The sequence below is a fragment of the Paractinoplanes abujensis genome (genome assembly GCF_014204895.1).
Taxonomy (GTDB): domain Bacteria; phylum Actinomycetota; class Actinomycetes; order Mycobacteriales; family Micromonosporaceae; genus Actinoplanes; species Actinoplanes abujensis.
On record NZ_JACHMF010000001.1, the window covers coordinates 9,046,732 to 9,073,124 of the forward strand.

Below are 26,393 nucleotides of genomic sequence, written 5' to 3' on the forward strand. Positions count from 1 at the left end.
ACCCTGCTCCGCATGGTAGTGATCGAGCGGTTCGCGGAGCTTGTCGTGCGGGGTGGCATCAACGTCCAGCCGGGGCAGGGTGTGGTGCTGTATACCGATACGGCCCATCTCGAGATCGCCCGAGCCCTGACCGAGGCGGCGTACGCGGCGGGCGCCGGCTGGGTCGAGCCGATCTGGTCGGACGGCCCGATGCGCCGCTCCGCCGTGCGGCACGCCACGATCGAGAACCTTTCCGCCGTACGTCCGTGGGCCCTCGCCCGCATCGAGGAGTGGCGCGACGCCGGGGCCGCGTGGATCCGGCTGCTCGGCGAGGCCGATCCGCACCTGCTCGACGGTCTCGACCCGGCCAAGGTCGCCGCCTCCCCGGCTGAGGAGACGCAGGCCATGCGCCGGGCCGTGTTCAACGGCATGCGCTGGACCGTCGTCGGCGCGCCCAACCCGGGCTGGGCGCGCGAGGTCTTCGGTGAGCCCGACGTCGAGCGGCTGTGGGAGGCCGTCGGTACGGCCATGCGCCTCGACCTCGACGACCCGGTGGCCGCGTGGCGGGAGCGGGCCGAGATGCTGGCCGAGCGGGGCCGTCAGCTCGACGCGCTGGAGCTGACCGAGCTGCGCTACGCCGGCGAGGGCACCGACCTGACCGTCGGGTTGCTGCCGGACAGCCGCTGGAAGGGTGGCGGCCTGATCGACGCCGACGGCATTCCGTACCTGCCCAACATCCCGACCGAGGAGGTCTTCACCAGCCCCGACCGGCGCCGCGCGGAGGGTGTGATCCGGGTGACCCGGCCCGTTGTCATCGCCGGTCAGGTGATCACCGGCCTGCGCGTGACGTTCGCGGGCGGGCAGATCACCGAGGTCACCGCCGACGACAACGCCGACGTGGTGCGGGCCCACCTCGACACCGACGAGGGCGCGCGGCGGCTGGGCGAGGTCGCCCTGGTCGACCGGGACAGCCGGATCGCCCGGACCGGGGTGGTGTTCCACAACATGCTGTTCGACGAGAACGCGGCCTGCCACGTGGCGTGGGGTCAGAGCTTCCCGTTCGCGATCGCCGGGGGCGGCGCGATGACCGAGCAGCAGCGGGCCGGCCTCGGGCTGAACATGTCGAGCGTGCACACCGACGTGGTGATCGGGGGCGAGGGCATCTCGGTCACGGGTCGCGGCCCCCGCGGTACGGTCGAGATCATCCGCGACGACGAATGGGTGCTGTGATGCGAGTTCTGGTCCTGGGGGGCACCGGTTTCGTGGGGCGAGCCGTCACCGAGCTGCTCGACGAGCCGACCCTGTTCAACCGCGGCACGGACGACACGCTGTTCCCCGGCGCCGAGCGGCGGCGCGGCGACCGCGAGACCGGTGACTACGCGTCGCTGGCCACCGGCGCGTGGGACGCGGTGGTCGACACGACCGCCTACTTCCCGTGGCAGGTGCGCCAGACGATGGACGCGCTGGGCGACCGCGTGGGGCGTTATCTGTTCGTGTCGAGTCACGCCGTGTTCGCCGGGGCCGGGCCCGAGCTGCGCCCCGCGATCACCGACGCCACGCCGCCGCTGACCAACGACACGTACGGCCCGTCCAAAGTGGCCTGCGAGCAGGAGGTGGTCGCCCGCTTCGGCGACCGCGCGACGATCGTGCGCCCGGTGAAGGTGGCCGGCCCGCACGACAACCAGAACGGCCTCACCGACTGGGTCCGCGCGGCCCTGCGCGGCGGCCGTTTCGAGCTGCCCGGCGACCCGGCCCAGCCCGTGCAACTGGTCGATTCCCGCGACCTGGCCCGCCTGGTGCTCACGCTGCTGACCGAGGACCGCGGCGGCGCTTTCACGGCGGCCGGCCCGACCACAGACCTGGCCGGCCTGATGGCGATCTGCGCCGCGGCGGCGGGCACGCAGGTCGAGGTCGTGCCGGTGTCCGCAGACACGCATTTCCCGCTGGTCAAGCCGCGCGAGCTCTGGGTCACCCAGAACCGGGAGCCCGCCGAGGGTCAGACGGTGACACCACTCGAGACAACCGTTCGCGACGTGCTGGCCTGGCTCGCCGGCAGCACTACTGGGTCGTCGAAGTCCCATGGCTCCTGAGGCGCTCCGTCGGCGCCTATGCCGAAACGACGGACATTGTGCGCGCCGTCGGTGTCGCTGGATGATTCGAGCAGCAGAGCCAGATGAACCAAGGCGTTGAGATCGCCGCGATTCGCGGCTTCGCAATATAGATCCGTGGCTTCGGCCAAGTGACCGGCCCGCTCCCGCCGCCGGCCGAGGCTGCTCAAAATGACGGGGTTCCCTCGATCGGCCGCCGCGCGGCCCAGACGAATAGCCCCGGACACGTCGCCGGACGCCTCACGCCGCAGCGCCAGCCGGCTCAGAATGCCGGTGTAGCCGAGGTCGGCAGCCCGATACGCGGCCGCTTCCGCGCCCTCGTGATCGTTCTCGTTCTCGCGTTCCCGGGTCAGATCGGCGAGCACGACGGCGGCTCGGTCAACGGACCGTTGACGTAGCCGCCCCGCATCGCCGCGGTTGAACGGGGCTTCGGTTCTGGCAGGACGTGCGCGGCGTGGGTCGCTCGTCGGAGTCCGCTCGGCCGGAGAGAGGCTCCCGCTCGTCTCGAGGCCCGGAGCCCCGTCAGCGGCATCGCCATTGCCCGGCGGCTCGGCCGCATTGCCACCGAGCCGAGCCAGCGCCCGTGCCGCACGAGCATCGCCGTGGCCGGCGGCCTGCCGATAAAGGTCAGAGGCGGCAGGAAGGTCGCCGGCTCGCTCGCGCTGGAAGGCGAGAACAGTCAGAGCTCCGGCATGCTCGTGACGGCCGGCCTGTTCGTAGATCCGGGCAGCCCCGGCTTTGTCACCTGCTTGGTCGCGTAGTCGTGCGACGGCGACAAGAGCGTCGATGTCACCCAGCTCGGCAGCCGCTCGGTAGAGCAGTGCGGCGTGCCGGTAACGGCCACGGCGTTCGGCGGCCTGGCCGAATGCCTGCAGCGTAGGAACATCCTCGATGACGGACACGGCGGCATGCCAGAAGCTCGGCGGCGGGTACACGCCGAGCCGTGACGGAGTGCAGACCTGTTCCAGATAGTCCGCCAGCCGGTACATCAGGCCATTGTTCGCGTGCGGTTCGCCAGGACGGGGGCGCAGACTGGTCAACGGTCCACGGGCGCCGTTGCAGGGCACCGCCAGGTGGTCGAGGACTTCTTCGAGCCAGCCGCTACGGCCGTCCCGTGCCCATTGGTCGTCGTCGAGATATCCCGGTGCCGCCTGCTCGAGCAGCGCGAGGGGGATCGCTGGAGGATGACCGAGACGCCGCGCGTCGATGGCCACATCGAGAACCGCCCGCGCGGCCGGCCGCGCTTTGAGATAGCGGTCGAGCAGGAGCGGCGCCCCGGCCAGGTATTGAGTGATCCGGCCGCCCGACGCGTAGGCGCGCGCGTGGTTCAACTGAGGGTCATCGCGGCCGGCCAGACCAGCCTGGTCAGCGGCAGTGAACGCGTCCGGCACGTCGATGTCGGTGCCGCCGAGCAGTTCACGCGCCTGAGCCTGGGGGTCGGCCAGACCCGTTTCCGGGCGGCCGGTGAGGGCTGTCCAGTGGTTCGGCCACATGGTTGCCAGCACCAGAACGGGACCTGCGTCCTTGGCAGCCAGGAGGGTGCGCAGACCCGCGGCCACCCGTTCACCGAGGCGTGAGTCCGGCGGAGCCAGATACAGCTGGGCCTCGTTCAGCCAGACGATCGTGCGCGCGCCGACTCGTCCGATGTCTTCTGCCGCCGCCTCGGGCCGGGTCGGATCGAACGGATGCCAGATCCGCCATGGTTCCGGACTTCGGCTGCCGATGTATTGCACAAGCTCCCAGCAGGCGCGCGTCTTTCCGGTCGATGACTCGCCAACGAGCGTGATCATCCGCCGTGCTCCAGCCAAGACTTCATCGGCGATGCGCCGGAGCCGCCGATCGTGCGCTCGTTCGACGTACGCCGGCAGGATCGATTGCCGGTCACTCCCGGGGATATCGATGGCTCGGTGAACCTCAAGTGCGATCGGGTCGCATTCAGCGACCGGAAGCCCCAACGGCGATGGCCCGGGATCGCCGTACGGCAGTGCGTGCGCGTCCTGTGACTCGTCGGCTGGGACGTCTGGTGCCTCCCGTGCCGGTCCTCGTTCAGGATCCTCGGATCGGCGGCGGGAGCTTCGACGCGCGGCCTTTGCGTTCGCGTGGAGCTGCCGCCAGTCGACCGGACGGGCGACGAACGTCGATCGGCGGCGGGCCAACACGGTCAGATGACTGGTCAGGCGTTGGACGGTTCCTGGATCCGCGGGCACCGACTTGCCGGTCAGCCAGTCACTGAGTGTCTGCTTGGCCAGCTTGACCGGCGGGTCCCAGCGCATAGCGGCCCTGCTCAGCGCCTCATGCGTTGGTGAGCCGGCCGCCTCGTAGAGCCACATCAACTCTTCGGTGAACTGCGCGTCCGCCGCGATGTCCGGATCGCTCATTGCCGTCTCCGGCGGTGCACCGTCCGGTCCGGACCCGGATCGGACGGTCCGGATCCGTCCACTGAGCAGCACATTCAGTAACAGTACCGACACGCGTGGTCGATCACGAGCCCGCTGACGGGCTGTGCTGACGGCAGATCCAGCCGACCGATCGAAAGGCTGACCGCGATGATGACCGCGACGATCCTCACCGCCATCGAGCAGGGCAGTCAAGCCGCCACGGCCGTCAGCTTGCTGTATGCCGCCACCGTCTCGGTCAGTGCCCTGACTGCGATCATGGCCCCGACGGAAGTCCGCCGTCAGGCGGCGCGGGAGGTTCTCACGCTCTTGCTGCGTCGCCGAGACCGTTGACTCCGTCGCGCGCGGGCTGCTCGGGCGGGCACGATGGCGGTATGGCTTCCACAGCGGCGTACGACGAGATTGCGGACTGGTACGAGAACGACTTTCTGCCCAGGTCGCGGCCCGGTGACCCGATCGGGGTGCAGCGCCAGCTCGACGAGCTGCTCGGTCCGGGTGGTGGCCTCTGCCTCGAAGTGGGCTGCGGCACCGGCGTGCACGCGGAGCAGATTCGTGGCCTGGGGTGGACACCGGTCGGGGTGGATCTGTCGGCGGGCATGCTGGCGTACGGGAAGAAAAGGCTGCCCGTGGCGCGGGCCGACGCCACTTGTCTGCCGGTCGGGGACGGCGCCGTGCCCGCTGTGGTCGCGATGCTGGTGCACACCGACATGCCCGACTACCCGGCCGTGCTGCGGGAGGTCGGCCGGGTGCTGCGGCCGGGCGGGGTGTTCGTCCACGTCGGGGTGCATCCGGCCTTCTGCGGCGGGTTCGCCGATCGCAGCGATCCCGCGGCCGTGGTGATCAGGCCGGGCTATCTGGACGGTCACTGGACGAAGGATTCGTGGACTGACGAGGGGGTGCGGAACCGGGTCGGTGCGACCCACTACCCCCTGCCCGTGCTCCTGCAAGCCGTGCTCGACGCGGGCCTGACGCTGACGAGCTTCAGCGAGGGCGGCGAGCCGGTGCCGACCACGCTGGCGGTGCGCGCGACGAAGATCACACCATGAACATCATGGCGCCGACGCCCAGCAGGACGAGCAGCAGCATCGCGATGAGCAGGCCCTTCTCAGCGGAAGCGGCGGCGGCGTCAGGGGTGACGGTGTCGGTCGTGGTGGCGAGCGGCTCACTGCTCATTACTGGCCCCTCCGGAGCGTCTCGGCGTGCATGCGCCGGTCTGGCGACTTAGATTCGAGGGCGTGCCAATTCCGGACTGGTTTCTCAGTGCAGAGGAGCGCGGCAACCCGGACTCCTCCATACCCAGATGGTGCGCCGGAAACGCGGCCGAACCGCTTATTCACGGCAAAACATATTTTGACCGTCTGGTGACGGAGGTGGAAAGTCTCCGCGAGGGTGACCACCTGTTCTTCACCGACTGGCGGGGCGACCCCGACGAGAAGATGCGCGACGACGGCCCGACGATCGCCGAGTTGTTCAGCGCGGCGGCCCGGCGGGGCGTGGTCGTCAAGGGTCTGCTGTGGCGCTCCCACCTCGACAAGCTCGCCTACAGCGAGGAGGAGAACCGCAACCTCAGCCAGGCGATCCGCGAGGCCGGCGGTGAGGTCCTGCTCGACCAGCGCGTCCGCCGGGGCGGTTCGCACCACCAGAAGCTGGTCGTGCTGCGTCACCCGGGCCGCCCCGAACTCGACGTGGCGTTCGCCGGCGGCATCGACCTGTGTCACAGCCGCCGTGACGACGAACGGCACCTCGGTGATCCGCAGGCGGTGGCCATGGCCGAGGCGTACGGGCCGAACCCGCCCTGGCACGACGTGCAGCTGGCGCTGCGCGGGCCGGTCGTGGGGGTGCTCGACCTGACGTTCCGCGAGCGCTGGAACGAGCCCGACGATCTCGACCAGCACGGCCCGATCTCCACGATCACCGACAAGCTGCAGCACGCCGACATGAGCGCCGACAAACTGCCGCCGCAGCCGCCCGACCCGCCCGAGTGCGGGCCGCTGACGATCCAGACGTTGCGGACCTACCCGGCGATGCGCCCGAAGTACGACTTCGCGCCGAACGGCGAGCAGAGCATCGCCCGCGGCTACACCAAGGCGATCAAGCGGGCCCGGCGGCTCATCTACCTGGAGGACCAGTATCTGTGGTCCACCGAGGTGGCCCAGCTGTTCGCCGACGCGCTGCGGGCCAACCCCGACCTGCACCTGGTGGCCGTCGTGCCGCGGCACCCCGATGTGGACGGTGCGTTCGCGCTGCCGCCCAATCAGATCGGCCGCGAGAAGGCGATTGAGCTGTGCACGTCGGCCGCGCCCGACCGCGTGCACATCTTCGACCTCGAGAACGAGGCCGGCACGCCGATCTACGTGCACGCCAAGGTGTGCGTGGTGGACGACGTGTGGTGCAGCGTGGGCAGCGACAACTTCAACCGCCGGTCCTGGACGCACGACAGTGAGCTGTCCAACGCGATCCTCGACGACACACGCGACGAGCGGCAGCCCGTCGACCCGGCGGGGCTGGGTGACCAGGCGCGACGGTTCCCGCGGGAGCTGCGTCTGACGCTGGCCGGCGAACACCTGTGCCGCACCGAGCACACCGACCTGATCGATCCGGCCGACTTCGTCCGCGAGATGACCGGGGCGGCCGACGCGCTGAAGAAGTGGGCCGACGGCGGCCGTACGGGGTTGCGCCCACCGGGCCGCCTGATGCCGCACTCGATCGAGCGCCTCTCCTGGTTCCAGCGGTGGTGGGCGTCCCCGGTCTACCGGCTGGTCTACGACCCGGACGGGCGGCGCTGGCGGGATCGGCTGGCCAACCGATGGTGAGCTTTCGGGCCTCCGTCAAGGGCTATCCGATGGTGAGCACCCGTCGGCAGTCGTCCATGACCGAGGGTGAGGCCAGCGGCGCCCACGTCGGGAACACCGACCGGAAGTAGGGGCCGGCCTTCGCCGCGATCTCGGCCGAGCGCTCGAAGACGTCCAGCTCGTTGACGATGCTCAGGTCGGCGAAGGCCCGCACCTGGGCCGGCGTCGGCGACTCGGCGTGACCGGTGAAGCGGCTCCATACGGTCTGGGTCTCGGGCAGCGCCCGCCACGTACGGTCGCGGTCGCACCCGCCGTATCGGTAGACCAGCGCCTCCGCCGGGGCCCCGACGAGCGCGCGCAGCTCACGGCGGGCGGTCACCTCGAGCAGCACCACGGCGAAACCGTCGGTCCCGTACGCCGCATGCGTGAGCCCGGCCAGCTGTTCGTCCTCGCTCAGCCCGTGGGCGGCCAGCCGATCGTGCACGCGGTTCAGGTGCTCGTAGAGCGAGCCGCCGGCGTGCGCAATCGACTCTGCGCCTCTTTCCCGCAACCACGCGCGGACGTCGTCAACTCGGCTCATGTCACAGCTCCCAGCTGCTCGGCATCAGGATCGGGGAGTCGGGGTCACCGCCCGCAGCGAGACCGATCCGCCACGCGCCCATCGGCGGCCGGCCCCGTTCCAGCCAGCGGTCGATGATGGCGGCCGCCTCCGCGCCCCCGGGGCCACTGGAGGTGATGCTCCCGTCCGGGAACACGATCGCGCCGCCGCTGCGGTCCTCGTCCAGCAGCACCAGGCAGCTCTGCTCACGGCCGGGCACGGCGGCAAGGGTCGCCCGGCGGTTCCAGATGCCGGCCGCGTACCAGAGATCCCGATATGCGGGCGGATCCAGCGGGGGATCGAAACGGCTTTTCCCGTACGGGTGGAGGTCTTTGAGCGCGCCCGGCGGTGCGGGCGCGGGGAACGGACGCGCGGCCGTCAGCGGACCCGCGGCGACCATGAAGCCGGCCGGGGTGACGACACGAGCCGCGTGGCCGGGGCTGATCTCGAGGACGGGGTGCGTGCCGGCGTGCTCGACCGGGGCCACGATGGGGGTCTGCCACCGCGGCGACACACCGGCCACCCCCACGGTGACGATCACGCGGTCGACCGGCTCGTCCGGCCGGCCCGCATAACCGTCCCCGAGCTCGACCCGTACGCCGCTGACCCCGGCGCGGGCCACGGCGGCGCGGGCCCGGCCGGCCACGTCCTCCTGCACGTCGATGCTGATCACCCGCGCGCCCATCGTGGCCAGGAGCGCCGCGTTGTAGCCGGTGCCGGCTCCGATCTCGAGCACGGTCATGCCGGGCCGCACGTCCAGCGCCTCGATCATGAGTGCCATCAGCGACGGCTGGCTCGACGAGCTGACCGGGGTACGGCCGTCGACCTTGGTGACCAGCACGTCGTCGCTGTACACGAGGTCGAGGAAGTCGGGGTCGGCCGGTTCGGCCCACGTGCCGTCGCGCCGCTGGAACCCGTCGGGCACGAACACCTCACGCGGCACCGCGGCGAAGGCGGCCGCCAGCGGCGGCGAGAGGACGACGCCCCCGTGCCGGATCCGATCGACGAACCCCTCTCGCGGCCCAGCCATCCCCTCACCATACGGGGGCAACCGTCCGGCAACCGGTCTGCTCTCAGCGCCACCCGGACCGCACCGATCGGAACGGCGTGCGCCTCTCCGTCCTGCTCGCCGTCGCTGTCGCCACTCTGGGCGGCTGCGCGGGCACGAGCGCCTCGGCCCGGCCCCGGCCCGCGATCAGCTCGCCCGCGCCGGTGCCCGCACCCGTCGTCGACAACACCGGTTCGGCCTGGCCCACGATCGTGGGGTCCCTCATCACGTACGGGCAATGGCTGCTGGCCGACCCGGACCCCGCGCTCGCCGAGGTCATCGCCGACCCCGGCTGCGCGAGCCACGACGCCCTCACCGGCGAACTGCAGTCCCTGCTGGCCTCGAACGCCATGGTCCGGACGAGCCCGGCTGTGATCACCGCGGTCGACGGCCCGGCTTCGGCCACCGGCCGCCGCGTGGTCGTCGAGGCGTCGGTGTCGCGGGCCGCGGAACCGGTGGTGGTCAAGGGCCACACCAGCCTCAGCCCGTCGGCCCGCACGATCTGGCTCGAGGACCGGGCCGAGCTGCCCGCCACGATGCTGACGATGACACTGGTGCGCGAGGGCGCGAAGTGGCGCTACTGCTCCGTCGTCGACAAGAGCGGCGATCCGGACGGCGAGGCGCTCACCGACGTGCTGTGAGGGCCGTCCGCGACGTCAGTCGGTGTGCGGCATCCGCTCGGCCGGGATGACGCCCAGGCGGCCCTTCTGGAAGTCCTCGAAGGCCTGCTTGAGTTCGGCCTGGGTGTTCATGACGAACGGGCCGTAGTGGGCCACCGGCTCGCGGATCGGGCGGCCGCCCATGATGAACAGTTCCATGGCCGGGATGTTCGAGTCCTGCGTGGCGTCGGCGGTGACCCGGATGGCGTCGCCCGGGCCGTGCGCGGCCAGCTGGCCGATGTGGATCGGGCGGGCCTCGGCGCCGACCGTGCCCCGGCCGGCCAGCACGTAGACCAGCGCGTTGTAGTCGGGCTGCCAGGGCAGGTCGAGCCGCGCGCCGGGCTGCAGGGTGACGTGGGCCAGGTTGATCGGGGTGAAGGTGGAGCCGGGCCCGGCGTGGCCGCCGACCTCGCCCGCGATCACCCGGATCAGGCTGCCGCCGTCGGGGGTGGTCAGCAGGCCGGCCTCACGACCGCGGATGTCCTGGTACTTCGGGGTGATCATCTTGGCCGCGCGGGGCAGGTTGACCCAGAGCTGCAGGCCGTGGAACAGGCCACCGCTGGTCACCAGGTGCTCGGGCGGCGCCTCGATGTGCAGAATGCCCTGGCCGGCGGTCATCCACTGGGTGTCGCCGTTGGCGATCGTGCCGCCGCTGCCCAGCGAGTCCTGGTGGTCCATGATCCCGTCGATCATGTAGGTCACCGTCTCGAAGCCGCGGTGCGGGTGCCACGGGGTGCCCTTCGGCTCGCCCGGCGCGTAGTCGACCTCGCCCATCTGGTCGAGGTGGATGAACGGGTCGAGCTCGTTGAGCGGCACCCCGGCGAACGCCCGCCGTACGGGGAAGCCCTCACCCTCGTATCCGCTGGGGGCGGTGGTCAGGCGGCGGACGGGACGGAAGCTCGTGGCGGCGGGGTCGAGCTGAGGCAGTCGCGGCAGGACGAGGACGTCGTCGACGGTGATGGCGGGCATGGCATGCCTCCTGGGTGGTCGTGCCTGAACTCTAACTCTTTCAAAACTGAAAGAACACCCGGACCGGGTCAGTTCTTCCGCACCTTGTCGAACACTCGTGTGATCACTTCGAGCTCGTCGGGTTCGAGGCGGTCGATGAAGCTGTCGCGCACGGTGATGAGATGCAGCGGGGCGGCCGATTCGAGCGCCGCCATACCCTCGTCGGTGAGCACAGCCTCCTGGCCGCGGCCGTCCTCGGGGCACGGCTGCTTGCGCACCAAGCCCCGCTTGACCATCGAGCTGATCTGATAGGTGACGCGGCTGGGGGAGAACCACAGGCGGCCGGCCAGCTCACCCATGCGCAGCCGGCGCGCGGGGGCCTCGGACAGCACCACCAGAACGTGGTAGTCATTCATGCTGAGACCGGTCTGCGCGCGCAGCTCGTCCTCGAGGTGGGTGTGCAGCGCCCATGAGCTCTCGATGAAGGTGCGCCAGGCGAGCTGCTGACTGTCGCTCAGGGGTTCGGCCACCGGAGAACTGTAACTCTTTCAAATCTGAAACACCAAGTGGCCCGGCTCACGAAACTTCTTCGCAACATCGCCTATCATCGGGCCCTGGGTTCGGCCGGGCCTGTGGGGGCAGCGGATGGCGTACCGGGTGGAGTACGACGGCGAAGTGATCGAGTTCGCCGCGCTGGACGCTGCGCTCGACTGTGCGCGCAATGCGATCGTCAACGATCTGGGGCGCATCGACGGCTGGGCGGTCGACCACGACGAGGAACTCAACGACTGGTACGTCAGGGGTGTGCGCAACGGCCGGCGGATCGGTCCCACCGCCGTCGTGTCGGGGCCCCGCGCCCGGCCGGCCGTCTTCGAGGAGTGGGAGCGCCGGGTCGTGTTCATCGGGGAGACCCCGGCCGACGCGTTCGCGATGGCGGCCGCCTGGCTCGAGAAGCGGCCGGACATCACGACCCTGGGTGACGTCGGCTGGCACCACACCGCCGACGGTCACCAGTTGCGCGTCTACTTCCAGCCTTAGGCGGCCGCGGCGTTCACCGAGCGCTCCATGTCCGCCCGTAAACGGTCGAAGTCCACGCCGCGTTCGGCCAGGATCAGCGCGGCCAGCCCGTTACCCTCCCGCAGCAACCCCAGCATGATGTGCTCGGGCGCGATGAACTTCTGCTTGAGCCGGATCGCCTCGCGCAGCGACAACTCGAGCACCTTCTTGTTGCGGTTGGTGAAGGGGATGTGTCCGTGGCCGGCGGAGAACTTGCCGAACAGCCCCCTCTTCTTCGGCGCCGGGCGGGGCAGGGTCAGCGCGCCGGCCCCGAAGTTCGCCTCGATTGCTTCCCGTACGGCGGCCAGGTCGATCCCGATGGCCTTGAGCGCGGCCGCGTCCTCCGCGTCGGCGTCGCTGAGCACCGGGCCGTCCTGTGTGTGCCCGCCGATCCGGGCCAGGATGTCGGCCCGCACGGTCGCGGCGTCGAGACCGGTCGACCGGGCGACCGGCCCTTCGGGGTCGGCGAGCAGCGTGAGCAGCACGTGTTCGGTGCCGATGTGCTCGTGGTGCAGCGAACGGGCCTCGCTCTGGGCGTTGACCACAACGGAACGCGCGGCCGCGGTGAATCGCTCGAACATCTCAGTCCTCCCGTGGGTCCGGCGCCGGCATCAAGCGCGCGTGCTTTTTATGTACGCCCTGACGGGTCACCTCGAGTGCGTCGGCGATCTCCTGCCAGGACCAGCCTTTGCGGCGGGCGTTCGCCACCTGCAGGTGCTCGAGGCCCTCGAGCAGGCGGCGCAACGCCACGACCGCGCGCAGGCCGACCCGGGGATCGGCGCTGCTCGCCGCCGCGGCGAGGTCGGTTGCTTCGGTCATACTGTCAACTTAGGTTGACTCGCTGATTCTGTCAACCCTGGTTGACGAAGCGGGCACAAAAAAGCCGGCCGTGAAGGCCGGCTTTCTCGTTACCGGCCGCGGCCGGTCTTTTCCTGCAGTTCTTCGATCTTCTCGGACGCCTCGGCCTTGGTCAGGCCGTCAGGAACCTCTTCCTGAGCTTCGTTGGCCAGCGTATGCAGGTAGGACTCCTGCGGGCCGGTCGCCGGCTCATCGCCGGTGGTCCAGTCCGAAGGATCCTTGACGGGGTTCGTGTCGGTCATCAGGCGCTCCTTTTGTTCGAACGCCTGTTCCCTTACCCGCCGTACGTCAACTCCATGCCGATGATGTCGTTGTAAGCGACATTCAACTCGACCGGGCGATGCACCGGCGCGGTCACCGCGAACGGCGCGCCCAGCGGATCGATCATCTCGACGTAGCTGCCCAGGCCCATCTCGACCGGCCCGGTCAGGACCCGGCCGCCCAGCCCGGCGCAGCGGTCGATGGTCTCGGTCGTGTCGGCCACCTGGAACGACGGCTGCCAGCGGACGTCGTAGCGGCCGGTGATCAGGCCCGCCACCGAGTCGTGCGCCTCGGACAGCCACTCGCCGCTGCCGAACTCGTGGCTCAGCGTCCAGCCGAACACCGATCCGTAGAACGAGGTCGCCGCGTTCACGTCGTCGGTGAGCAGATCGGCCCACTCCATCGTGCCCGGCTCGCCGCGCACCTGGGCCCCGGCGAACCCGGCGGCCTGCCACAACCCGAACATCGCACCCGAGGGATCGGCCATGATGGCGCTGCACGCGCCCCGGCGCTCCTCGGGCCAGGTCAGCTGCCGCCCGTATGCCCGGGTCACGCGCTCGGCCGTCGCCGCCAGGTCGGGAGCGGCCAGATAGGTCAGCCAGCCCTCGGGCCGGTCGGGGCGGGTGCGGCTGATGCCGGCTACCGCCTGCCCGTTCCGCAGGAATCGATCACCCTCGACCTGCCAACCGAAGAGCCCGGCGTAGAAACCCGCCGCGTCGTCCGGATCGGAAGTCGTCAGCTCGACCCAGCAAGGAGTCGACGGCGCAAAGCCTCTAATCCGCATATACCGCTCCAACGTGGACGTCCCCGAATGGCTACGACTCTACGGCAATCTATACGCGCCGTCACTACCCTGGGGTTCAATGTCCGATTTAGAGCATCTTTTCGCTACCTAAAGTAACTGCCGGTAAGTCCTATGTCACACCTGCGTTAACACCCCGGAATCTTGCCGATTCTGCAAGAAACGGATGCACGTGCATCTGCTCCGATCAATCGGTCGAGGACCGCGGAATGAGCATTTCGAACCACACCGTGGTGCCCCGGACCGTCGGATCGGTGCCCCACGAATCGCTCAATTCCTCAATCAGCCCCAGCCCTCGGCCGCGGCTGCTCATCGTGTCGGCGTGGGCCCGGATGACGCTGCCGCGCGTGCCGGTGTCGGCCACCGAGACCAGCAGCCGCTCGGCGTTGAGGTCGATGTGGACCTGCGCCGGCGTGCCCGCGTGCAGCAACGCGTTGGTGGTCAGCTCGCTCGTGCAGAGGATCGCCGCCCCCACGACCGGCTCGGGCACCGACCACTCGCGCAGCCGCGTGGTCATCCACTGCCGTACGCGGCTCGGGCCCGTCGGCTCGGCCGGCACCAGCATCGTCGCCGACCGGCTCATCGCCATCGCATGCTCTACCGCGAGTACGGCCACGTCGTCGTCGGTCGAACCAGCCACGGCCGACGTGGCCAGCGAGCACAGATTGCGCGGGTCGCCGCTCGCCGCCGCCGCGGTCGCCGCCACCAGCGCGTCCAAGCCGTCGTTGAGCGCGCTGCCGCGGCGCTCCACCACCCCGTCGCTGAACATCAGGATCGAATCGCCCGGCTCCAGCCGCACCTGCCCGGTCTGCCAGCGCCCACCCAGGCCCAGCGGCGCGCCCGGCGGCACCTTGACCAGCTCGGCCGTCGGCCGCCCGCCGCCCTGGCCCGCGCGGCGCAGCACCGGCGGCGGATGCCCGGCGCTGGACATCGTGATCGTGCCGTCGGCCGGGTCGAGCACCCCGTAGACGACCGTCACGAAGATCTCCTCGTTGCGCGACTCGGCGCCCAGCGAGCCCACCAGCCGGTCGAGCCCGGCCAGCACGCTCGGCGGCGCCGGATCGGTCAGCGCCATCGCCCGCAGCGCGGCCCGCACCTGGCCCATCACCGCCGCCGCGCGCACGTCGTGACCGGCCACGTCGCCCAGCACCATGGCGAGCCGGCCGTCGAGCAGACGGAACGCGTCGTAGAAGTCGCCACCGGCCGCGTTGCCGTCGACCCCCACGTCGTAGCGGGCGGCGATCCGGAACGTTTCAAGCTCGGGCAGGTGTTCCGGCAGCATGCTGCGCTGCAGAAGCTGAGCCGTGCCGTGCTGGGCCTCGAACCGGCGGGCCCGCTCGGCGGCCTGCGCGACCAGCTGGGCCGCCGCGTTGAGCAGGGCCCGCTCGGCCGGGAGCCAGGTGTGCGCCTCCCGGTAGCCGATCGTCAGCGCCCCGCTCAGCAGCGGCGTGCGCAGCGGCAGCGCGGCCAAGGCCCGGATCCGCCGCTCGTGCCGGTCGGACGCCACGGCCAGCAGAGGCTCCCCGTCCGGCACGAACGTGGCCTGCCCCGACTGGGCCGCGGCCACTATCGGCGCCCGCGGGTCGTTGGGCACCCTCTTCCACACCGGCGGGAGCCGCTCGTCGGCCTCGTCGAGCATCTCGCCCCGGATCCGCCGGACATAGCGGAACGCGCCGCCGTCGTCGACCGCGAACGTGCAGTGATCGAGGTCGAACGAAGTCATGGCATAACCCAGCACGACCCGGGCCACGTCGTCGATGGTGAGCGCGCCGGCCAGCTTGGCAGTCAGCTCGCCCAGATTCTGCAGGCGCCGGGTCACCTGCGTGGTCTCGGCGGCGACGGTCAACACGCCGGTGACCTTGCCGCGCAGATCACGCACGACTGAGTGGCCACGAGTGAAGAAGGCCTGCTCGGGGCGGCCCTGTGGACCGCGGGTGACCGTCAGCGGCGTCTCGGCCTCGAGTTTCGGGCGGCCGTTGCGGTAGACCTCCTCGACGACGCTGCCGAAGCCGCGCCACAGATCACCCAGCACCTCGGCGGCGGGCCGGCCCAGGGCGGCCGGGTGCAGGGCGCCGATCAGATCCGCGTACGCGTCGTTGTAGATCAGCAGGAAGCCGTGGCCGTGGCTGTACGCCATCGGCATGGGGGAGGACAGCACCAGCTCGACAGTGGCGGCGACAGCCGGATCCCAGTGGTCGCGCGGGCCGAGCTCGGTGGCGCCCCAGTCGCGCCCGTGCACGAGATCGGCACAACTCGGTCGCCCGGGCGACGGGTTTTGTGTCGGCAGGGCCGGCATCACTGAGGGGCTCACCCCGCCACCCGTCCCGGCCATGCGAAAAGAGTATCCCGACTCCGCCATTCGGACGATGCCGCACCGGCCAACCGTCCGATTCTTGACGGTACGACCCCCTGATCCCACTCGGGTGTTCTGTGCGAAACCTGACCCTGAGTAGCCCCCTCGCCTGGTCTTTTGCCCGCGCTATCACTTAACGTGTTCATCGTGACCGATCAACGCCGTGCCGCCGCTCCCGATGTCGCTCGGTCCTCGATGATCCCGGGCCAGCGAGTTCCCGCAGAGGGCGAACCGCTGATCGACTTGTCGGCGCTGCCGCGACCCACCACTCCGGCCCAGCGTCGCTCACGGAGAGTGATGATCGCGGGTGGCCGGTGGCCCCTCGGCGCCGTCCTCGGGGGTGCGGTCGTGGTGTTCCTGGCGGGCGGGGTCAGCTACGCGGCCCTGCGTCCGGCGCCGGTGCTGTCGCCCGCTGTGCCCGGTGTCACGGCCGAGGCTTCACTGCCACCCGAGGCGCCGGTCGGCCGTACGGGAATCCCGGATGCGGCGGCCGAGCCGGCTCACCGAAGCCCGGCGGCGCGCTGACCTTTCCGGCCTCGGCCACGCTCGCTTTCCGCCCCACCTCCATCCGAAGCGTCCTCGCCTCGCCTCTGCCGCGCCCGCTCGGCTGCCGCGCCTCACCCTCCAATCGCCCGCCCTGGGTCGCCCCGTCCACCCGGCCCCGCTGCCGCGCCCTCGCGCTTCAGTCGCGCGGACGCCCGCCCTGGGCTGCCGTGTCCATCCGGCCCGCTGCCGCGTCCTCGCTCTCGCCTCGCCCCAGTCGCGCGCCCGCCCTGGCTGCCGTGCCCGCCCGGCCCGCTGCCGCGCTCTCGCCCCCAGTTGCGCGCACGCCCTGGACTGCCGTGCCCGCCCGGCCCGTTGCTGCGTCCTCGCTCTCACCCCCGCGCCCCAAGTCGCGCGCCCGCCCGCTCTGGGCTGCCGTGACCGCCTGGCCCGCTGCCGCGCCCGCCCCCTAGTTGCGCGCACGCTCGCACCCGGCTGTCGCGCCCGCCGGCCCGCCCGCTGCCGCGCCCGCCGGCCCGCCCGCTGCCGCGCCCGCCGGCCCGCCCGCTGCCGCGCCCGCCGGCCCGCCCGCTGCCGCGCTCGCCCGCCCGGCCGGCTGCCGCGCCCGCCCCGGGTCCGGTCCTCCGGCCCGCTGGTGTGACAAATGTGGTCGAAAGTCGCTCTGCGTCGTTGCTCCTGTGGTCGAAACGGGCCGGCAGCCCGCCGGACGACCTGACGCAGGGAGCGTTCGATGACCGGGGACGGGCTGGGCCGCGGGCTCAGCGACATGTGGCGGTCGGTGCTGTTGTTCCTCCCGACCGCACTCGCCTTTGCCGCGATTCTGCTGGTCGGCTATCTGATCGCCCGGTTGCTGCGCACCGCGGCGACCCGCGCGCTGCATCGGGCCGGCCTCGACCGCGTCGTGGAGCGTGGCGCCGCCGCCCCGCTGTTCACCCGGGTCAGCGCAAGCGAGCTCACAGGCAAGCTGCTGTTCTACGGCGTTCTGCTGTTCGCGCTGCAGGTGGCGTTCGGTCTGTGGGGGCCCAACCCGGTCAGTGACCTGCTGACCGACGTGATCGCCTGGCTGCCGCGGCTCCTCGTGGCGATTGTGCTGATCGTCGTGGCCGCCACCGTCGCGCGAGCGGCGGAGGACCTGATCGGGGGTGCGTTGGGCTCCCTCCCGTACGGGCGTCTGCTCGCCCGAGCCGCCTCGGTCGTGATCGTGGCGCTGGGGGTGATCGCGGCGCTCGACCAGGTGCGGATCGCCACCACGATCACCCAGCCGGTGCTGATCGCGGTGCTGGCCACGCTGGCCGGGGTGGTGATCGTCGGCGTCGGTGGCGGCCTGATCCGCCCGATGCAGCAGCGCTGGGACACCTGGCTGGACCGCGCCGCGACCGAGTCGGCGGTGATCCGCGAACACGCCCGAACCAACGCGCCCGCCGCGGCGGGTGTCAGGGCCGAGCCTTCGGGAGAACGCGACGAGTCTTTTGAGCCCGACGAGACGCAGGTGATTCCGCGTCAGGGGGAGAAGCAGGAGACCCAGGCGACAGTCATCACGGCGGCGGCCGGAGACAGCATGATCATCAACCCGGGCCCCAACGACACGATCGTGATCGGCAGCGGTACGGAAGACACCGAAAGCACCCAGGTGATCCCGCCCGCCGACACCACGACGACCCGCCCACTGCCCCGCGACGACGAGGACGCGCCCGGAAAGTAGCCCAGGGCGCGCCTGGAGGCAGGTGACGCGCGCGGAATGTAGCCCAGGGCGCGCCTGGAGGCAGGTGACGCGCGCGGAATGTAGCCAAGGACGCGCCTGGAGGCAGGCGACGTGCGCCCGGAAGTAGAGGAAGGCGCGCCGCAAAGTAGCGGAGGGCGCGCCCGGGAGCAGCTGAGCATGCCCGGAGCAGGACGACACGCGCCCGGGCGGTAGGGGCCCGCAGGTTGGCACACGAGGGCCTGTGGACGATCCGATTTCCGAGCTTGACAAGCGCTAACGTCTGCGGCATTTCCCTTGGGTGGGCGGGGGAGGCGGTGGCTGTACCAGCGATCTTGAAGCGGCGGCGATCTTGAGGGATCGGCGGGACCAGCGGGACCAGCGGGACCAGCGGAAAAGCGGGACCAGCGGAAAAGCGGGACCAGCGGAGAGCGGGAAAGCGGGACCAGCGGAGAGCGGGAAAGCGGGAACAGAGGAGGGCCGGTGCCGGGAGATGATCCCGGCACCGGCCCTCGATGAAAGGTCGGTCCTGTTACGGCGCCTCGGTCGGAGCGGTCAGGGCTGGGGCAGGGTGCGGGCGAGGACGCACACCGCCAGCAGGCGGCGCAGCACCCAGTCGCCGGCGGTCCAGTCGATGTCGGCGGCCGGCGGGCGCCAGCCGTGGGTGAAGGCGGCGTCGCGCACACCCTCGGCGTAGGCGGCGAGCAGCACCGCGGTCAGCGGGCGGATGTCGGCCGACAGGCTGTCGCGGATGCCCGCGCAGTGCTGGTCGACGACGGCCATCAGGCCGGGGTTGGTGTCGGCCACCTCCAGGCCGCCACCGACGGTCTGGTGCAGCTCGTTGAGGCTGGCGTGGGCGGAGCGGAGGGCAGCACGGGCGGCAGCGCCGGAGAACAAACCATTCATGTGGAGAAACGTTAAGGAGCTTCGGGTAGCCAATGGTTCGCCTGTTCGGTGCAGCTCGGTTGAAGCTGGGCCGGTGGGGAAATCATGGCGGCATGGACGACACCACGGTTGCGGCGCTCGGGAAGCTGAGCTCGGCGCTCGAGACGACTGATCGTGCTCGCGGGCACCTTTACTCGTTCCATCAGCTCACCGGCAAGGCCGATTTCGAGCTGGACGAGGCGGTGGCATTGTTCCGCGAGGCCGGCCACGACAAGATCGCTGACCGGATCCAGCAGGATCTGATCGGCCGCAACGTCACGCCCGGGCACTGGACGTTCCAGCTCGTCGAGGAGTACGACGACGGTTACTGGAGCGAGTTCCGCACTGTCGAGCGCGCGGCGCGTGACGAGCTGGCCGACGGGAAGCGTCACCTGCACGAGGCGGCGCTGAAGGAGCGGCGACGCACCCACGGCAAGCCGGGGCATGAGGCCGAGTAAAGCGGGTAGTTACTCCGCCTCGACCTGCGCGGGTCGGCGGCGCTGCGCGTCGTCGGCGAGGATCACGGTGGCGACGACAAGCGCCACGACCACGGCAAACAGCCAGGAAGCATCGTCGATCAGGTTCGCCGCCAGGGGGGCCTGGAAGGCGGCCAGCAGGAAGCCGACCCAGGCGAGGCGGCGCTGATTCTCGGAGAGGAAACCGGCAGAACGCATTCGGACAGTCTGGCTCGCATCGGGCGGATCGCCGTCACCCGTTCGTACGATTCTCCGTTGTCCGATAGTGCCTCCAGCGTTGCGTCACCATCGCTCAACAATCGCGTTTCTGCTGGTCAGCGTGTTGGCGATAGCGGGCTGTGAGGCTCGGGTCGCGCGCCCGCCCGAGATCACCGAAAATGTCGTGGCGGGGCCGCTGCTGGGGCGTACGGGCGCTGTTCTGGTCGTCTCCGAAGCCGCTTCCCGCGTACGGGTGGTGTTCGCGAACTTGCCGGGTGTGCTGTACCGGATCACCACTCCGGCCGGGGCCGGTCTGACCCCGCGGGTGACCCGTCGGGCCGGTCAGGTGCGGGTGTCGCTGCAGCCGTCCGGTGGGCACGGGCCGGACGAGTTGACCATCGTGCTCAATCGCGGTGTGGTGTGGGATCTGCGCCTGCCCGCGGGGGCCGGCGAGCAACGGCTCGACCTGAGCCGGGGGCGCGTGTCCCGGCTCAGCGTGGGTGCGTCCGGGCTCATCGAGGTGCGCCTTCCCCAGCCGTACGGGACGGTGCCGTTGGTCGTCACCGGTGGGGTGGGAACCCTGGCTGTCACCGCTCCGCGCGGGGTGCCGCTGCGGTTGCATCTGGTCCGGGGCGCGCGTTCGGCTCTGACCCCGTGGACGGCCGACGAGGAGATCCCGCCGGCCACCACCTTCGCGCCGGCCGTCTGGCCTACGGCGCGGGACCGCTACTCGCTGCGTACGAGATCGACGGTCGGGATCTTGTCGCTGCGGCGGAAGTGACGCCGCAGCGACGGTCCTGTCTACGCGCCGGGACGGTCGACCTCGCCGCGCCAGGCGCCGCTCTCGATGCCACCGCGACCCTCGATGAATTCCTTGAACCGCTTCAGGTCACCCTTGACCCGGCGGTCGACGATGCCGAGCTTGTCGCCGGCGTTCTCCACGAAGCCCTGCGGGTCGAAATCCATCTGCACGGTCACCCGGGTGTGGGTGTCGTCCAGCCGGTGGAAAGTGACCACGCCGGCCTGCTTCTCGCCTTCGGTCGACTTCCAGGCCACCCGCTCGTCGGGAAGCTGCTCGGTGATCTCGGCGTCGAACTCGCGCTTGACGCCCGCGATCTCGGTCTTCCAGTGCGTGTGCGTGGGGTCCAGCTGCCGGATTTCCTGTACGCCCTCCATGAAGCGCGGGAACTCCTCGAACTGGGTCCACTGGTTGTAGGCGGCGCGGATGGGAACGTCAACGTCTACGGACTCAGTCACAGTGCTCATGCACTAATTGGTGCCCGGGTCCGTGGGGGCTAAACGAGGGGCCAGTGGAGTCCTCGGATTGGTGTCGCCGGCCTGCCGCAGCCGGGCCCGCTGCACCTCGGCGTTGACCTGCACCCCGAGCAGCACCGCGATGTTCGACAGGTAGATCCAGACCAGGAACGCCATGATCGCGCCGAGGCTGCCGTACGTGCGGTTGTAGGAGCCGAAGTTGGCCACGTACAGGCCGAAGCCGAACGACGCGATCGCCCACAGGAACAGCGCCACCGCGCCGCCCACGGTCAGCCAGCGGAACCGGGGCTGCTTGACGTTGGGGGCGATCCAGAACAGCAGCGACAGGACGAGCGTGGCCGCGGCCACCAGCGCCGGCCAGCGGCCCGCGTGCCAGAACTGCCGGGCCGTCTCGCCGGCGCCCAGCGCGTCCCCGACGGCGTCGACCAGCGGGCCGCTGATGATCAGGCCGGCCCCGATCGCGGCCATCAGCACGAGTGCGACGGCGGCCAGCAGGATTTCCAGGATCTGCAACTTCCACCAGCTACGACCTTCCCGTACGCCGTAGATCCGGTTCGACGCCCGCGAGAAGGTGGACACGTAGCCCGACGACGACCACAGCGCCAGCAGCAGGCCGAAGCCGAAGAGCACCTTGGCCGAGTCCTGCTGGACCAGCAGCGCCTGCACGACGGTGAGCAGGTCCTGATTGTCGACGACCGAGCCGACGCCCAGGTCGTTCAGGATGCCGACGGCGGCCGTCAGCACCGTGGAGCCGTCGGTGACCAGGTTGATCAGGGCGACGATGACGACGAGCGAAGGAATCAGCGCCGTGAAGGTTTGATATGTCATCGCGGCGGCGAAGTCAGAACAGTCGTCCTCGATGTAGCCGACGACGCTGCGCCACAGCACGGACCGCCAGTAGCGCCAGCGCAGCTGACGCAGACGGCGGGGCACGGGCCGCGGCGTAACGTCGTCGGCGCCGGCCTCGGAATCGCGGTCGACGGTGGGCTCGGTCATGCCGGCTCCTTGAGGTTCTTCACAGCGCAGCTACCCGAGCACGCTCGGCGACAAACACAGGGGGCTCCCATGGAGAGCGCGGACGCGATCGTGATCGGCGCCGGGCACAACGGCCTGGTCGCGGCCAACCTTCTCGCCGACGCCGGATGGTCGGTCCTCGTGCTCGAGGCGACCCCGCATCCGGGCGGGGCGGTGCGGTCGGGCTACGTGACCGCACCCGGCTACCTCAGTGATCTTTTCAGCTCCTTCTATCCGCTCGGGTATGCCTCGCCGGTGCTCAAGGGCCTGGATCTGGGCGAGCACGGCCTGCGCTGGACCCACGCGCCCGACGTGCTGACCCACCTCATGCCGGACGGGCGGGCGGCCACACTGAGCCGCGACATCTCGCGCACCATGGAGTCGATCGACCGGTTCGCCGACGGCGACGGTGAGCGCTGGCGCACGACGTACGGGGAATGGCGTTCGGTCTCCCAGACGATGCTGGACACCATCCTGCGGCCGTTCCCGCCGGTGCGGCACGGGCTCGGGGTGGCCCGGCGGCTGGGCGCGCCCGGTTCGCTGCGGCTGGCTCGCCGCCTGTTGCTGTCGGTGCGTGAGATGGGCACCGAGATGTTCCGCGGCGAGGGCGCGACGATGCTCATGGCCGGGTGCGCCCTGCACACCGACCTGTCGCCCGAGGAGGCCGGGGGCGGGGTGTACGGGTGGCTGCTGGCCATGCTGGGCCAGCAGTACGGCTGGCCGGTGCCGGAGGGCGGGGCCCAGAAGATCACCGACGCGCTGGTCTCCCGGCTGGAGCAGCGGGGCGGGCGGATCGTCTACGAGACGCCGGTGTCGCAGGTCCTGATCGCCCGGGGCAAGGCCATGGGTGTCCGCTCGGCCGGCGGCGAGACCTTCCGGGCGTATCGCGCCGTGGTGGCCGACGTCCCCGCCCCGGCGATGTATCTCGACCTGGTCGGGGAGCGCTGGCTGCCGCCGCGGCTGGTGGAGGATCTGGCCCACTTCCGCTGGGACGGCGCGACGGTCAAGGTCGACTGGGCCGTCCGCACGAAGGTGCCGTGGAAGAACCCGGCCGCCGCCGGCGCGGGCACGGTGCACCTGGGCGCCGACCTCAACGGCCTGACCCGCTATTCGTCGTACCTGGCGACCGACGAGATCCCGCCCCACCCGTTCCTGCTGCTGGGCCAGATGACCACGGCCGACCCGCTGCACTCACCGGAGGGCACGGAGTCGCTGTGGGCGTACACCCACCTGCCGCACCGCAAGCACTGGAACCCCGACGACATCGCGGCCCACGTCGAGCGGATGGAGTCGGTGATCGAGGAGCAGGCGCCCGGCTTCCGGCAGGAGGTCGTCGGACGCAACGTCTTCTCCCCGGCCGACATGGAGCGGGAGAACCCGTCCCTGGTCGGGGGCGCCCTCGGTGGCGGCACGGCGGCCGCCTTCCAGCAGTTGTTCCTGCGCCCGATCCCCGGGCTGGGCCGCCCCGACACCCCGGTCGACCGCCTCTACCTCGCCAGCTCGTCGGCCCACCCCGGCGGCGGCGTGCACGGCGCTCCCGGCGCCAACGCGGCCCGTGCCGCCCTGACCCGTGACCGCACCCTGCTCGGCGACGCCTACCGGGCCGTGATCAACGCGGGCCACCGGGCGGTCTACGGCCAGGAGGCCGGGCCCCTGGACCGACGCTGAACAGCGGCGGTGCTGGGCCCACGCCTCAGCGCGTGCGCTCGGCGTAGTAGCGGTCGGAGTTCTCGGCGATGTCGGCCAGCCGGCGCAGCGCCTCGACGTTGCGCCGGTGCAGCAGGAGGTCGTTGATCTTGTTGCGGGCGGCCAGGAGCGGGCCGCGCTCGAACTGCTCGTGGATCGTCACGCGGGTGGCGCCGACGCCGGCGGGCTCGAGGCGGAGGTCGACCACGGCCTCGCCCAGCGGCCACAGACCCGCGCGCAGGCGCAGGTGGCGGCCGGGCTCCATCGCCAGTACGGTCGAGGAGTCGTGCAGCGAGAGCGGCCATGGGCCGGCCTTGTGGTGCAACTCGGAGCCGACTGCGGGCCAGTGCGGATCGACGTCCCGGATGTGGACGGTTCCGACCACCCAGTCGCTGTAGGTCCACCCGTCCGAGAGCACGGCGAAGACGGTCTCCGGAGGAGCCTGAACGGTACGCTGCACGGTAGCCACGACCAGGACATACCCTGCGAAGAGTCGGCGTAACGGATAGGCGAAGGTTTACGGATTCGGCGGTCGGGCACTTGCCACCGCGAAACGCATGCCAGCTGGAGGGGACCACGTGCGCATTGCCATGATTTCCGAGCACGCCAGCCCCCTGGGCGACGGCGGGCAGCACGACCACGTCGCCGGACTCTCCGCGGCGCTGGCCGAGCTCGGCAACGACGTCTGCGTGTACACCCGGCGCGACAACCCCACGGTGGCCGAAGTGGTCACCACGCCGAACGGCATCCGAGTCGTGCACGTTCCGGCCGGTCCGCCCCAGTTCCTCCCGCCTGACCTGATGCTGCCGCACATGGGCGAGTTCGCCAAGTGGCTCGAGCAGCACTGGCGTACGGGGGAGTGGGTTCCCGAGGTCGCGCACGCCCACTTCTGGACGAGCGGGCTCGCCGCGGTGACGGCCGCCCGCCAGATCGGCATCCCCGTCGTGCAGTCGTTCCACGAGCTCGGCGAAATCGAGGCCGGTGCGAGCAAGCCTTCCCGTACGGGTTACGAGCGCGCTCTGGGCCGGGCGGTCGACCGGGTGGTCGCGCAGACGCAGGACGAGGTGCAGGGCCTGGTCCGGCTCGGGGTGCCGCGGGCCCAGCTGACCGTGGTGCCCGCCGGGGTCGACAGCATCCGGTTCAGCCCGGAGGGCCCGTCGGTCGAGCGCGACCCCGAGCGTCCGCGCATCCTCTCCGTGGGCCGGCTGGTCGAGCGCAAGGGCTTCGGCGACGTCCTGCAGGCCATGCGGTACGTGCCGACGGCCGAGGTGGTCGTCGTCGGGGGTCCCGCGGCCGACCAGCTGACCGCCGACCCGGGCGCCCGCAAGCTGCGCGCGCTGGCCGAGCGGCTGCAGGTGGCCGACCGGTTCCGGCTGGTCGGGGCGGTCCCGGCCAAGGACATGCCGGCCTGGTATCGCTCGGCCGACCTGCTGGTGGCCGCGCCCTGGCAGGAGCAGTTCGAGCCGGCCGCGCTGGAGGCGATGGCCTGCGGCGTCCCGGTGATCGGCACGGCGGTCGGCGGCCTGACCGAGACAGTGGTCGACGGGCTGACGGGCGACCTGGTGCCGGCCCGTGACCCCCGGGCGCTCGGCGGCGCGCTGCGACGGCTGGTCAACGACAAGGTCCGGCGTTTCGCGTACGCCACGGCGGCCCTCGACCGGGCCCGGCAGGCGTACAGCTGGAAGCGGGTCGCGGCTCAGGTGGGCTCGGTCTACTCGGCCGTGACGGGCCGGCGGGCCGGTGTGAGCGCCGAAGAGGCAGTGGCGTCGTAAGCCCCCATCCACCGGTTGGTGGATGTCCGGTCGAGCGAGCTGTTCGATTTCTGCGGGCGGCCGTGATGTGACGCTCGATGCATGGCAGTCATCGAGGTCCAGAACCTGCGCAAGACGTACGGGGACACGGTCGCGGTGCGGGATGTCTCGTTCACAGTGGAGCCCGGCGAGATCTTCGGCATCCTCGGCCCCAACGGCGCCGGCAAGACCACCACGGTCGAGAGCATCGCCGGTTTGCGGGCACCCGACTCGGGCACGATCCGGGTGCTCGGCCGCGACCCCGGCGACAAGTCCCTGCGCCGCGACGTCGGCGTGCAGCTGCAGGAGAGCCAGCTTCCGGACAAGCTCACGGTCTCGGAGGCGCTCGACCTGTACGCGTCGTTCTATCCGGAGCCGGCCGACTGGCGCGCGCTGACCCGTGAGCTCGGCCTGACCGAGAAGCTGGCCACGGCGTACGGGAAACTCTCGGGTGGCCAGAAACAGCGGCTCTCCATCGCGCTCGCGCTCATCGGGGGGCCGCAGATCGCGATTCTGGACGAGCTCACCACCGGGCTCGACCCGCAGGCCCGCCGCGACACGTGGGATCTGATCGAGTCGGTGCGCGCCAGTGGCGTCACGATCGTGCTGGTCACCCACTTCATGGAGGAGGCCGAGCGGCTCTGCGACCGGCTCGCCGTGATCGACCACGGCCACGTCGTCGCGCTCAACACCCCGGCCGGCCTGATCGCGGGGCTCGGCGCCGAGCAACGCATCCGGTTCCGCCCGTCCGCGCCGATCGCCGACGAGCTGCTGACCGCGCTGCCCGAGGTGCGCGAGGTGCGCCGCCACGGCCCGCAGATCGAGGTCGTGGGCGTCGGCAACCTGCTGCACGCCGTCACCTCGGTGCTGGCCGTCAACCAGATCATCGCCGCCGACCTGCGGATCGAGCAGGCCAGCCTGGACGACGCGTTCGTGCAGCTGACCGGCCGATCGGCCAAGGAGTGAACC

The 26,393-nt window shown here is 70.9% G+C and carries 29 protein-coding genes and 2 pseudogenes; 14 read left to right on the top strand and 17 right to left on the bottom strand.

What is annotated here, in order from left to right; genetic code table 11:
- Positions 1–12: 12 nt before the first annotated feature.
- Together BKA14_RS41680 and BKA14_RS41685 are read left to right on the top strand one after the other, a co-directional pair.
- Positions 13–1,209: an aminopeptidase gene (locus tag BKA14_RS41680; RefSeq protein ID WP_184956219.1), complete on the top strand. Its 1,197-nt coding sequence runs from the start codon at positions 13–15 to the stop codon at positions 1,207–1,209.
- Positions 1,209–2,069, top strand: a complete 861-nt coding sequence (locus BKA14_RS41685; protein WP_184956220.1) for an NAD-dependent epimerase/dehydratase family protein — start codon at positions 1,209–1,211, stop codon at positions 2,067–2,069. The genes BKA14_RS41680 and BKA14_RS41685 overlap by 1 nt, the downstream gene beginning before the upstream one ends.
- Here BKA14_RS41685 and BKA14_RS41690 read toward each other — a convergent pair.
- Positions 1,976–4,465, bottom strand: a complete 2,490-nt coding sequence (locus tag BKA14_RS41690) for a sel1 repeat family protein (RefSeq protein WP_184956221.1) — start codon at positions 4,463–4,465, stop codon at positions 1,976–1,978. The two genes, BKA14_RS41685 and BKA14_RS41690, sit on opposite strands and share 94 nt — an antisense overlap.
- Positions 4,466–4,633: 168 nt before the next feature.
- Between BKA14_RS41690 and BKA14_RS41695 the strand changes: the two genes are divergently transcribed.
- Both BKA14_RS41695 and BKA14_RS41700 read left to right on the top strand, forming a co-directional pair.
- A complete protein-coding gene (locus BKA14_RS41695; RefSeq protein ID WP_184956222.1) occupies positions 4,634–4,816 on the top strand; it encodes a hypothetical protein in 183 nt (60 codons plus the stop codon).
- Positions 4,817–4,857: 41 nt separating this feature from the next.
- Positions 4,858–5,529 carry a class I SAM-dependent methyltransferase gene (locus BKA14_RS41700; RefSeq protein ID WP_184956223.1) on the top strand — a complete coding sequence of 224 codons (672 nt, stop codon included), beginning with the start codon at positions 4,858–4,860 and terminating at the stop codon, positions 5,527–5,529.
- Here BKA14_RS41700 and BKA14_RS41705 read toward each other — a convergent pair.
- Positions 5,519–5,656 (bottom strand): hypothetical protein, encoded by a 138-nt coding sequence (locus BKA14_RS41705; RefSeq protein ID WP_184956224.1) that lies wholly within the window; start codon positions 5,654–5,656, stop codon positions 5,519–5,521. The genes BKA14_RS41700 and BKA14_RS41705 overlap by 11 nt on opposite strands.
- A gap of 62 nt (positions 5,657–5,718) precedes the next feature.
- On the opposite strand from BKA14_RS41705, the gene BKA14_RS41710 reads away from it, so the two are divergent.
- Positions 5,719–7,296 carry a phospholipase D family protein gene (locus tag BKA14_RS41710; RefSeq protein WP_184956225.1) on the top strand — a complete coding sequence of 526 codons (1,578 nt, stop codon included), beginning with the start codon at positions 5,719–5,721 and terminating at the stop codon, positions 7,294–7,296.
- A gap of 22 nt (positions 7,297–7,318) precedes the next feature.
- On the opposite strand, the gene BKA14_RS41715 is transcribed toward BKA14_RS41710, so the two are convergent.
- On the bottom strand, positions 7,319–7,855 hold the full coding sequence (locus BKA14_RS41715) for a DUF6817 domain-containing protein (protein WP_184956226.1): 537 nt from the start codon (positions 7,853–7,855) through the stop codon (positions 7,319–7,321).
- A gap of 1 nt (position 7,856) precedes the next feature.
- Positions 7,857–8,903, bottom strand: a complete 1,047-nt coding sequence (locus BKA14_RS41720; RefSeq protein WP_184956227.1) for a protein-L-isoaspartate O-methyltransferase family protein — start codon at positions 8,901–8,903, stop codon at positions 7,857–7,859.
- A gap of 77 nt (positions 8,904–8,980) precedes the next feature.
- On the opposite strand from BKA14_RS41720, the gene BKA14_RS41725 reads away from it, so the two are divergent.
- Positions 8,981–9,562: a hypothetical protein gene (locus BKA14_RS41725; protein WP_184956228.1), complete on the top strand. Its 582-nt coding sequence runs from the start codon at positions 8,981–8,983 to the stop codon at positions 9,560–9,562.
- A gap of 15 nt (positions 9,563–9,577) precedes the next feature.
- Here BKA14_RS41725 and BKA14_RS41730 read toward each other — a convergent pair whose 3' ends face one another.
- Positions 9,578–10,549 carry a pirin family protein gene (locus tag BKA14_RS41730; protein WP_184956229.1) on the bottom strand — a complete coding sequence of 324 codons (972 nt, stop codon included), beginning with the start codon at positions 10,547–10,549 and terminating at the stop codon, positions 9,578–9,580.
- 68 nt (positions 10,550–10,617) lie between these two features.
- Complete coding sequence (locus BKA14_RS41735; protein WP_184956230.1) at positions 10,618–11,058, bottom strand: MarR family winged helix-turn-helix transcriptional regulator; 441 nt, start codon at positions 11,056–11,058, stop codon at positions 10,618–10,620.
- A 115-nt stretch (positions 11,059–11,173) separates the two neighbouring features.
- On the opposite strand from BKA14_RS41735, the gene BKA14_RS41740 reads away from it, so the two are divergent.
- Positions 11,174–11,566, top strand: coding sequence for a hypothetical protein (locus BKA14_RS41740; protein ID WP_184956231.1), 393 nt, complete (start codon positions 11,174–11,176; stop codon positions 11,564–11,566).
- Here BKA14_RS41740 and BKA14_RS45770 read toward each other — a convergent pair.
- The 6 genes and pseudogenes from BKA14_RS45770 to BKA14_RS41765 form a co-directional block, all read right to left on the bottom strand.
- Positions 11,563–11,790: pseudogene (locus BKA14_RS45770) on the bottom strand (Clp protease N-terminal domain-containing protein); the annotation flags it as partial. The gene BKA14_RS41740 and the pseudogene BKA14_RS45770 sit on opposite strands and share 4 nt — an antisense overlap.
- Before the next feature lie 234 nt (positions 11,791–12,024).
- Positions 12,025–12,165, bottom strand: a pseudogene (locus tag BKA14_RS45775) (Clp protease N-terminal domain-containing protein); the annotation flags it as partial.
- Between the two features lies 1 nt (position 12,166).
- The gene (locus BKA14_RS41750) at positions 12,167–12,403 is read right to left on the bottom strand and encodes a helix-turn-helix domain-containing protein (protein ID WP_184956233.1); all 237 of its coding nucleotides are present in this window, start codon (positions 12,401–12,403) and stop codon (positions 12,167–12,169) included.
- An 89-nt stretch (positions 12,404–12,492) separates the two neighbouring features.
- A complete protein-coding gene (locus BKA14_RS41755) occupies positions 12,493–12,684 on the bottom strand; it encodes a DUF3072 domain-containing protein (protein WP_184956234.1) in 192 nt (63 codons plus the stop codon).
- A 32-nt stretch (positions 12,685–12,716) separates the two neighbouring features.
- Positions 12,717–13,487 (bottom strand): VOC family protein, encoded by a 771-nt coding sequence (locus BKA14_RS41760; protein WP_184956235.1) that lies wholly within the window; start codon positions 13,485–13,487, stop codon positions 12,717–12,719.
- Between the two features lie 205 nt (positions 13,488–13,692).
- Positions 13,693–15,837 (bottom strand): SpoIIE family protein phosphatase, encoded by a 2,145-nt coding sequence (locus tag BKA14_RS41765; RefSeq protein WP_184956236.1) that lies wholly within the window; start codon positions 15,835–15,837, stop codon positions 13,693–13,695.
- A gap of 168 nt (positions 15,838–16,005) precedes the next feature.
- Between BKA14_RS41765 and BKA14_RS41770 the strand changes: the two genes are divergently transcribed.
- Together BKA14_RS41770 and BKA14_RS41775 are read left to right on the top strand one after the other, a co-directional pair.
- Positions 16,006–16,383 (top strand): hypothetical protein, encoded by a 378-nt coding sequence (locus tag BKA14_RS41770; RefSeq protein WP_184956237.1) that lies wholly within the window; start codon positions 16,006–16,008, stop codon positions 16,381–16,383.
- A 709-nt stretch (positions 16,384–17,092) separates the two neighbouring features.
- Positions 17,093–18,064: a mechanosensitive ion channel family protein gene (locus tag BKA14_RS41775; protein WP_184956238.1), complete on the top strand. Its 972-nt coding sequence runs from the start codon at positions 17,093–17,095 to the stop codon at positions 18,062–18,064.
- A 552-nt stretch (positions 18,065–18,616) separates the two neighbouring features.
- On the opposite strand, the gene BKA14_RS41780 is transcribed toward BKA14_RS41775, so the two are convergent.
- On the bottom strand, positions 18,617–18,967 hold the full coding sequence (locus BKA14_RS41780; protein WP_184956239.1) for a DUF6401 family natural product biosynthesis protein: 351 nt from the start codon (positions 18,965–18,967) through the stop codon (positions 18,617–18,619).
- A gap of 32 nt (positions 18,968–18,999) precedes the next feature.
- Here BKA14_RS41780 and BKA14_RS41785 point away from each other — a divergent pair, with 32 nt between their 5' ends.
- Complete coding sequence (locus BKA14_RS41785) at positions 19,000–19,443, top strand: hypothetical protein (protein WP_184956240.1); 444 nt, start codon at positions 19,000–19,002, stop codon at positions 19,441–19,443.
- A gap of 9 nt (positions 19,444–19,452) precedes the next feature.
- Here the strand turns inward: BKA14_RS41785 and BKA14_RS41790 are convergent, their stop codons facing one another.
- A complete protein-coding gene (locus BKA14_RS41790) occupies positions 19,453–19,659 on the bottom strand; it encodes a hypothetical protein (protein WP_184956241.1) in 207 nt (68 codons plus the stop codon).
- A gap of 121 nt (positions 19,660–19,780) precedes the next feature.
- Here BKA14_RS41790 and BKA14_RS41795 point away from each other — a divergent pair, with 121 nt between their 5' ends.
- Entirely contained in the window at positions 19,781–20,440 is a 660-nt protein-coding gene (locus BKA14_RS41795; RefSeq protein WP_239092629.1) for a toast rack family protein, read from the top strand.
- A 20-nt stretch (positions 20,441–20,460) separates the two neighbouring features.
- On the opposite strand, the gene BKA14_RS41800 is transcribed toward BKA14_RS41795, so the two are convergent.
- Both BKA14_RS41800 and BKA14_RS41805 read right to left on the bottom strand, forming a co-directional pair.
- Positions 20,461–20,925 carry an SRPBCC family protein gene (locus tag BKA14_RS41800; RefSeq protein ID WP_184956242.1) on the bottom strand — a complete coding sequence of 155 codons (465 nt, stop codon included), beginning with the start codon at positions 20,923–20,925 and terminating at the stop codon, positions 20,461–20,463.
- Between the two features lie 3 nt (positions 20,926–20,928).
- Positions 20,929–21,930: a YihY/virulence factor BrkB family protein gene (locus tag BKA14_RS41805; protein WP_184956243.1), complete on the bottom strand. Its 1,002-nt coding sequence runs from the start codon at positions 21,928–21,930 to the stop codon at positions 20,929–20,931.
- A 69-nt stretch (positions 21,931–21,999) separates the two neighbouring features.
- Between BKA14_RS41805 and BKA14_RS41810 the strand changes: the two genes are divergently transcribed.
- The gene (locus BKA14_RS41810) at positions 22,000–23,616 is read left to right on the top strand and encodes a phytoene desaturase family protein (protein ID WP_184956244.1); all 1,617 of its coding nucleotides are present in this window, start codon (positions 22,000–22,002) and stop codon (positions 23,614–23,616) included.
- 25 nt (positions 23,617–23,641) lie between these two features.
- On the opposite strand, the gene BKA14_RS41815 is transcribed toward BKA14_RS41810, so the two are convergent.
- A complete protein-coding gene (locus BKA14_RS41815) occupies positions 23,642–24,094 on the bottom strand; it encodes an SRPBCC family protein (RefSeq protein ID WP_308441175.1) in 453 nt (150 codons plus the stop codon).
- A gap of 118 nt (positions 24,095–24,212) precedes the next feature.
- Here BKA14_RS41815 and BKA14_RS41820 point away from each other — a divergent pair, with 118 nt between their 5' ends.
- Positions 24,213–25,406 (top strand): glycosyltransferase, encoded by a 1,194-nt coding sequence (locus BKA14_RS41820; RefSeq protein WP_184956246.1) that lies wholly within the window; start codon positions 24,213–24,215, stop codon positions 25,404–25,406.
- 81 nt (positions 25,407–25,487) lie between these two features.
- Positions 25,488–26,390 carry an ABC transporter ATP-binding protein gene (locus BKA14_RS41825; protein WP_184956247.1) on the top strand — a complete coding sequence of 301 codons (903 nt, stop codon included), beginning with the start codon at positions 25,488–25,490 and terminating at the stop codon, positions 26,388–26,390.
- The last annotated feature ends 3 nt before the right edge of the window (positions 26,391–26,393 follow it).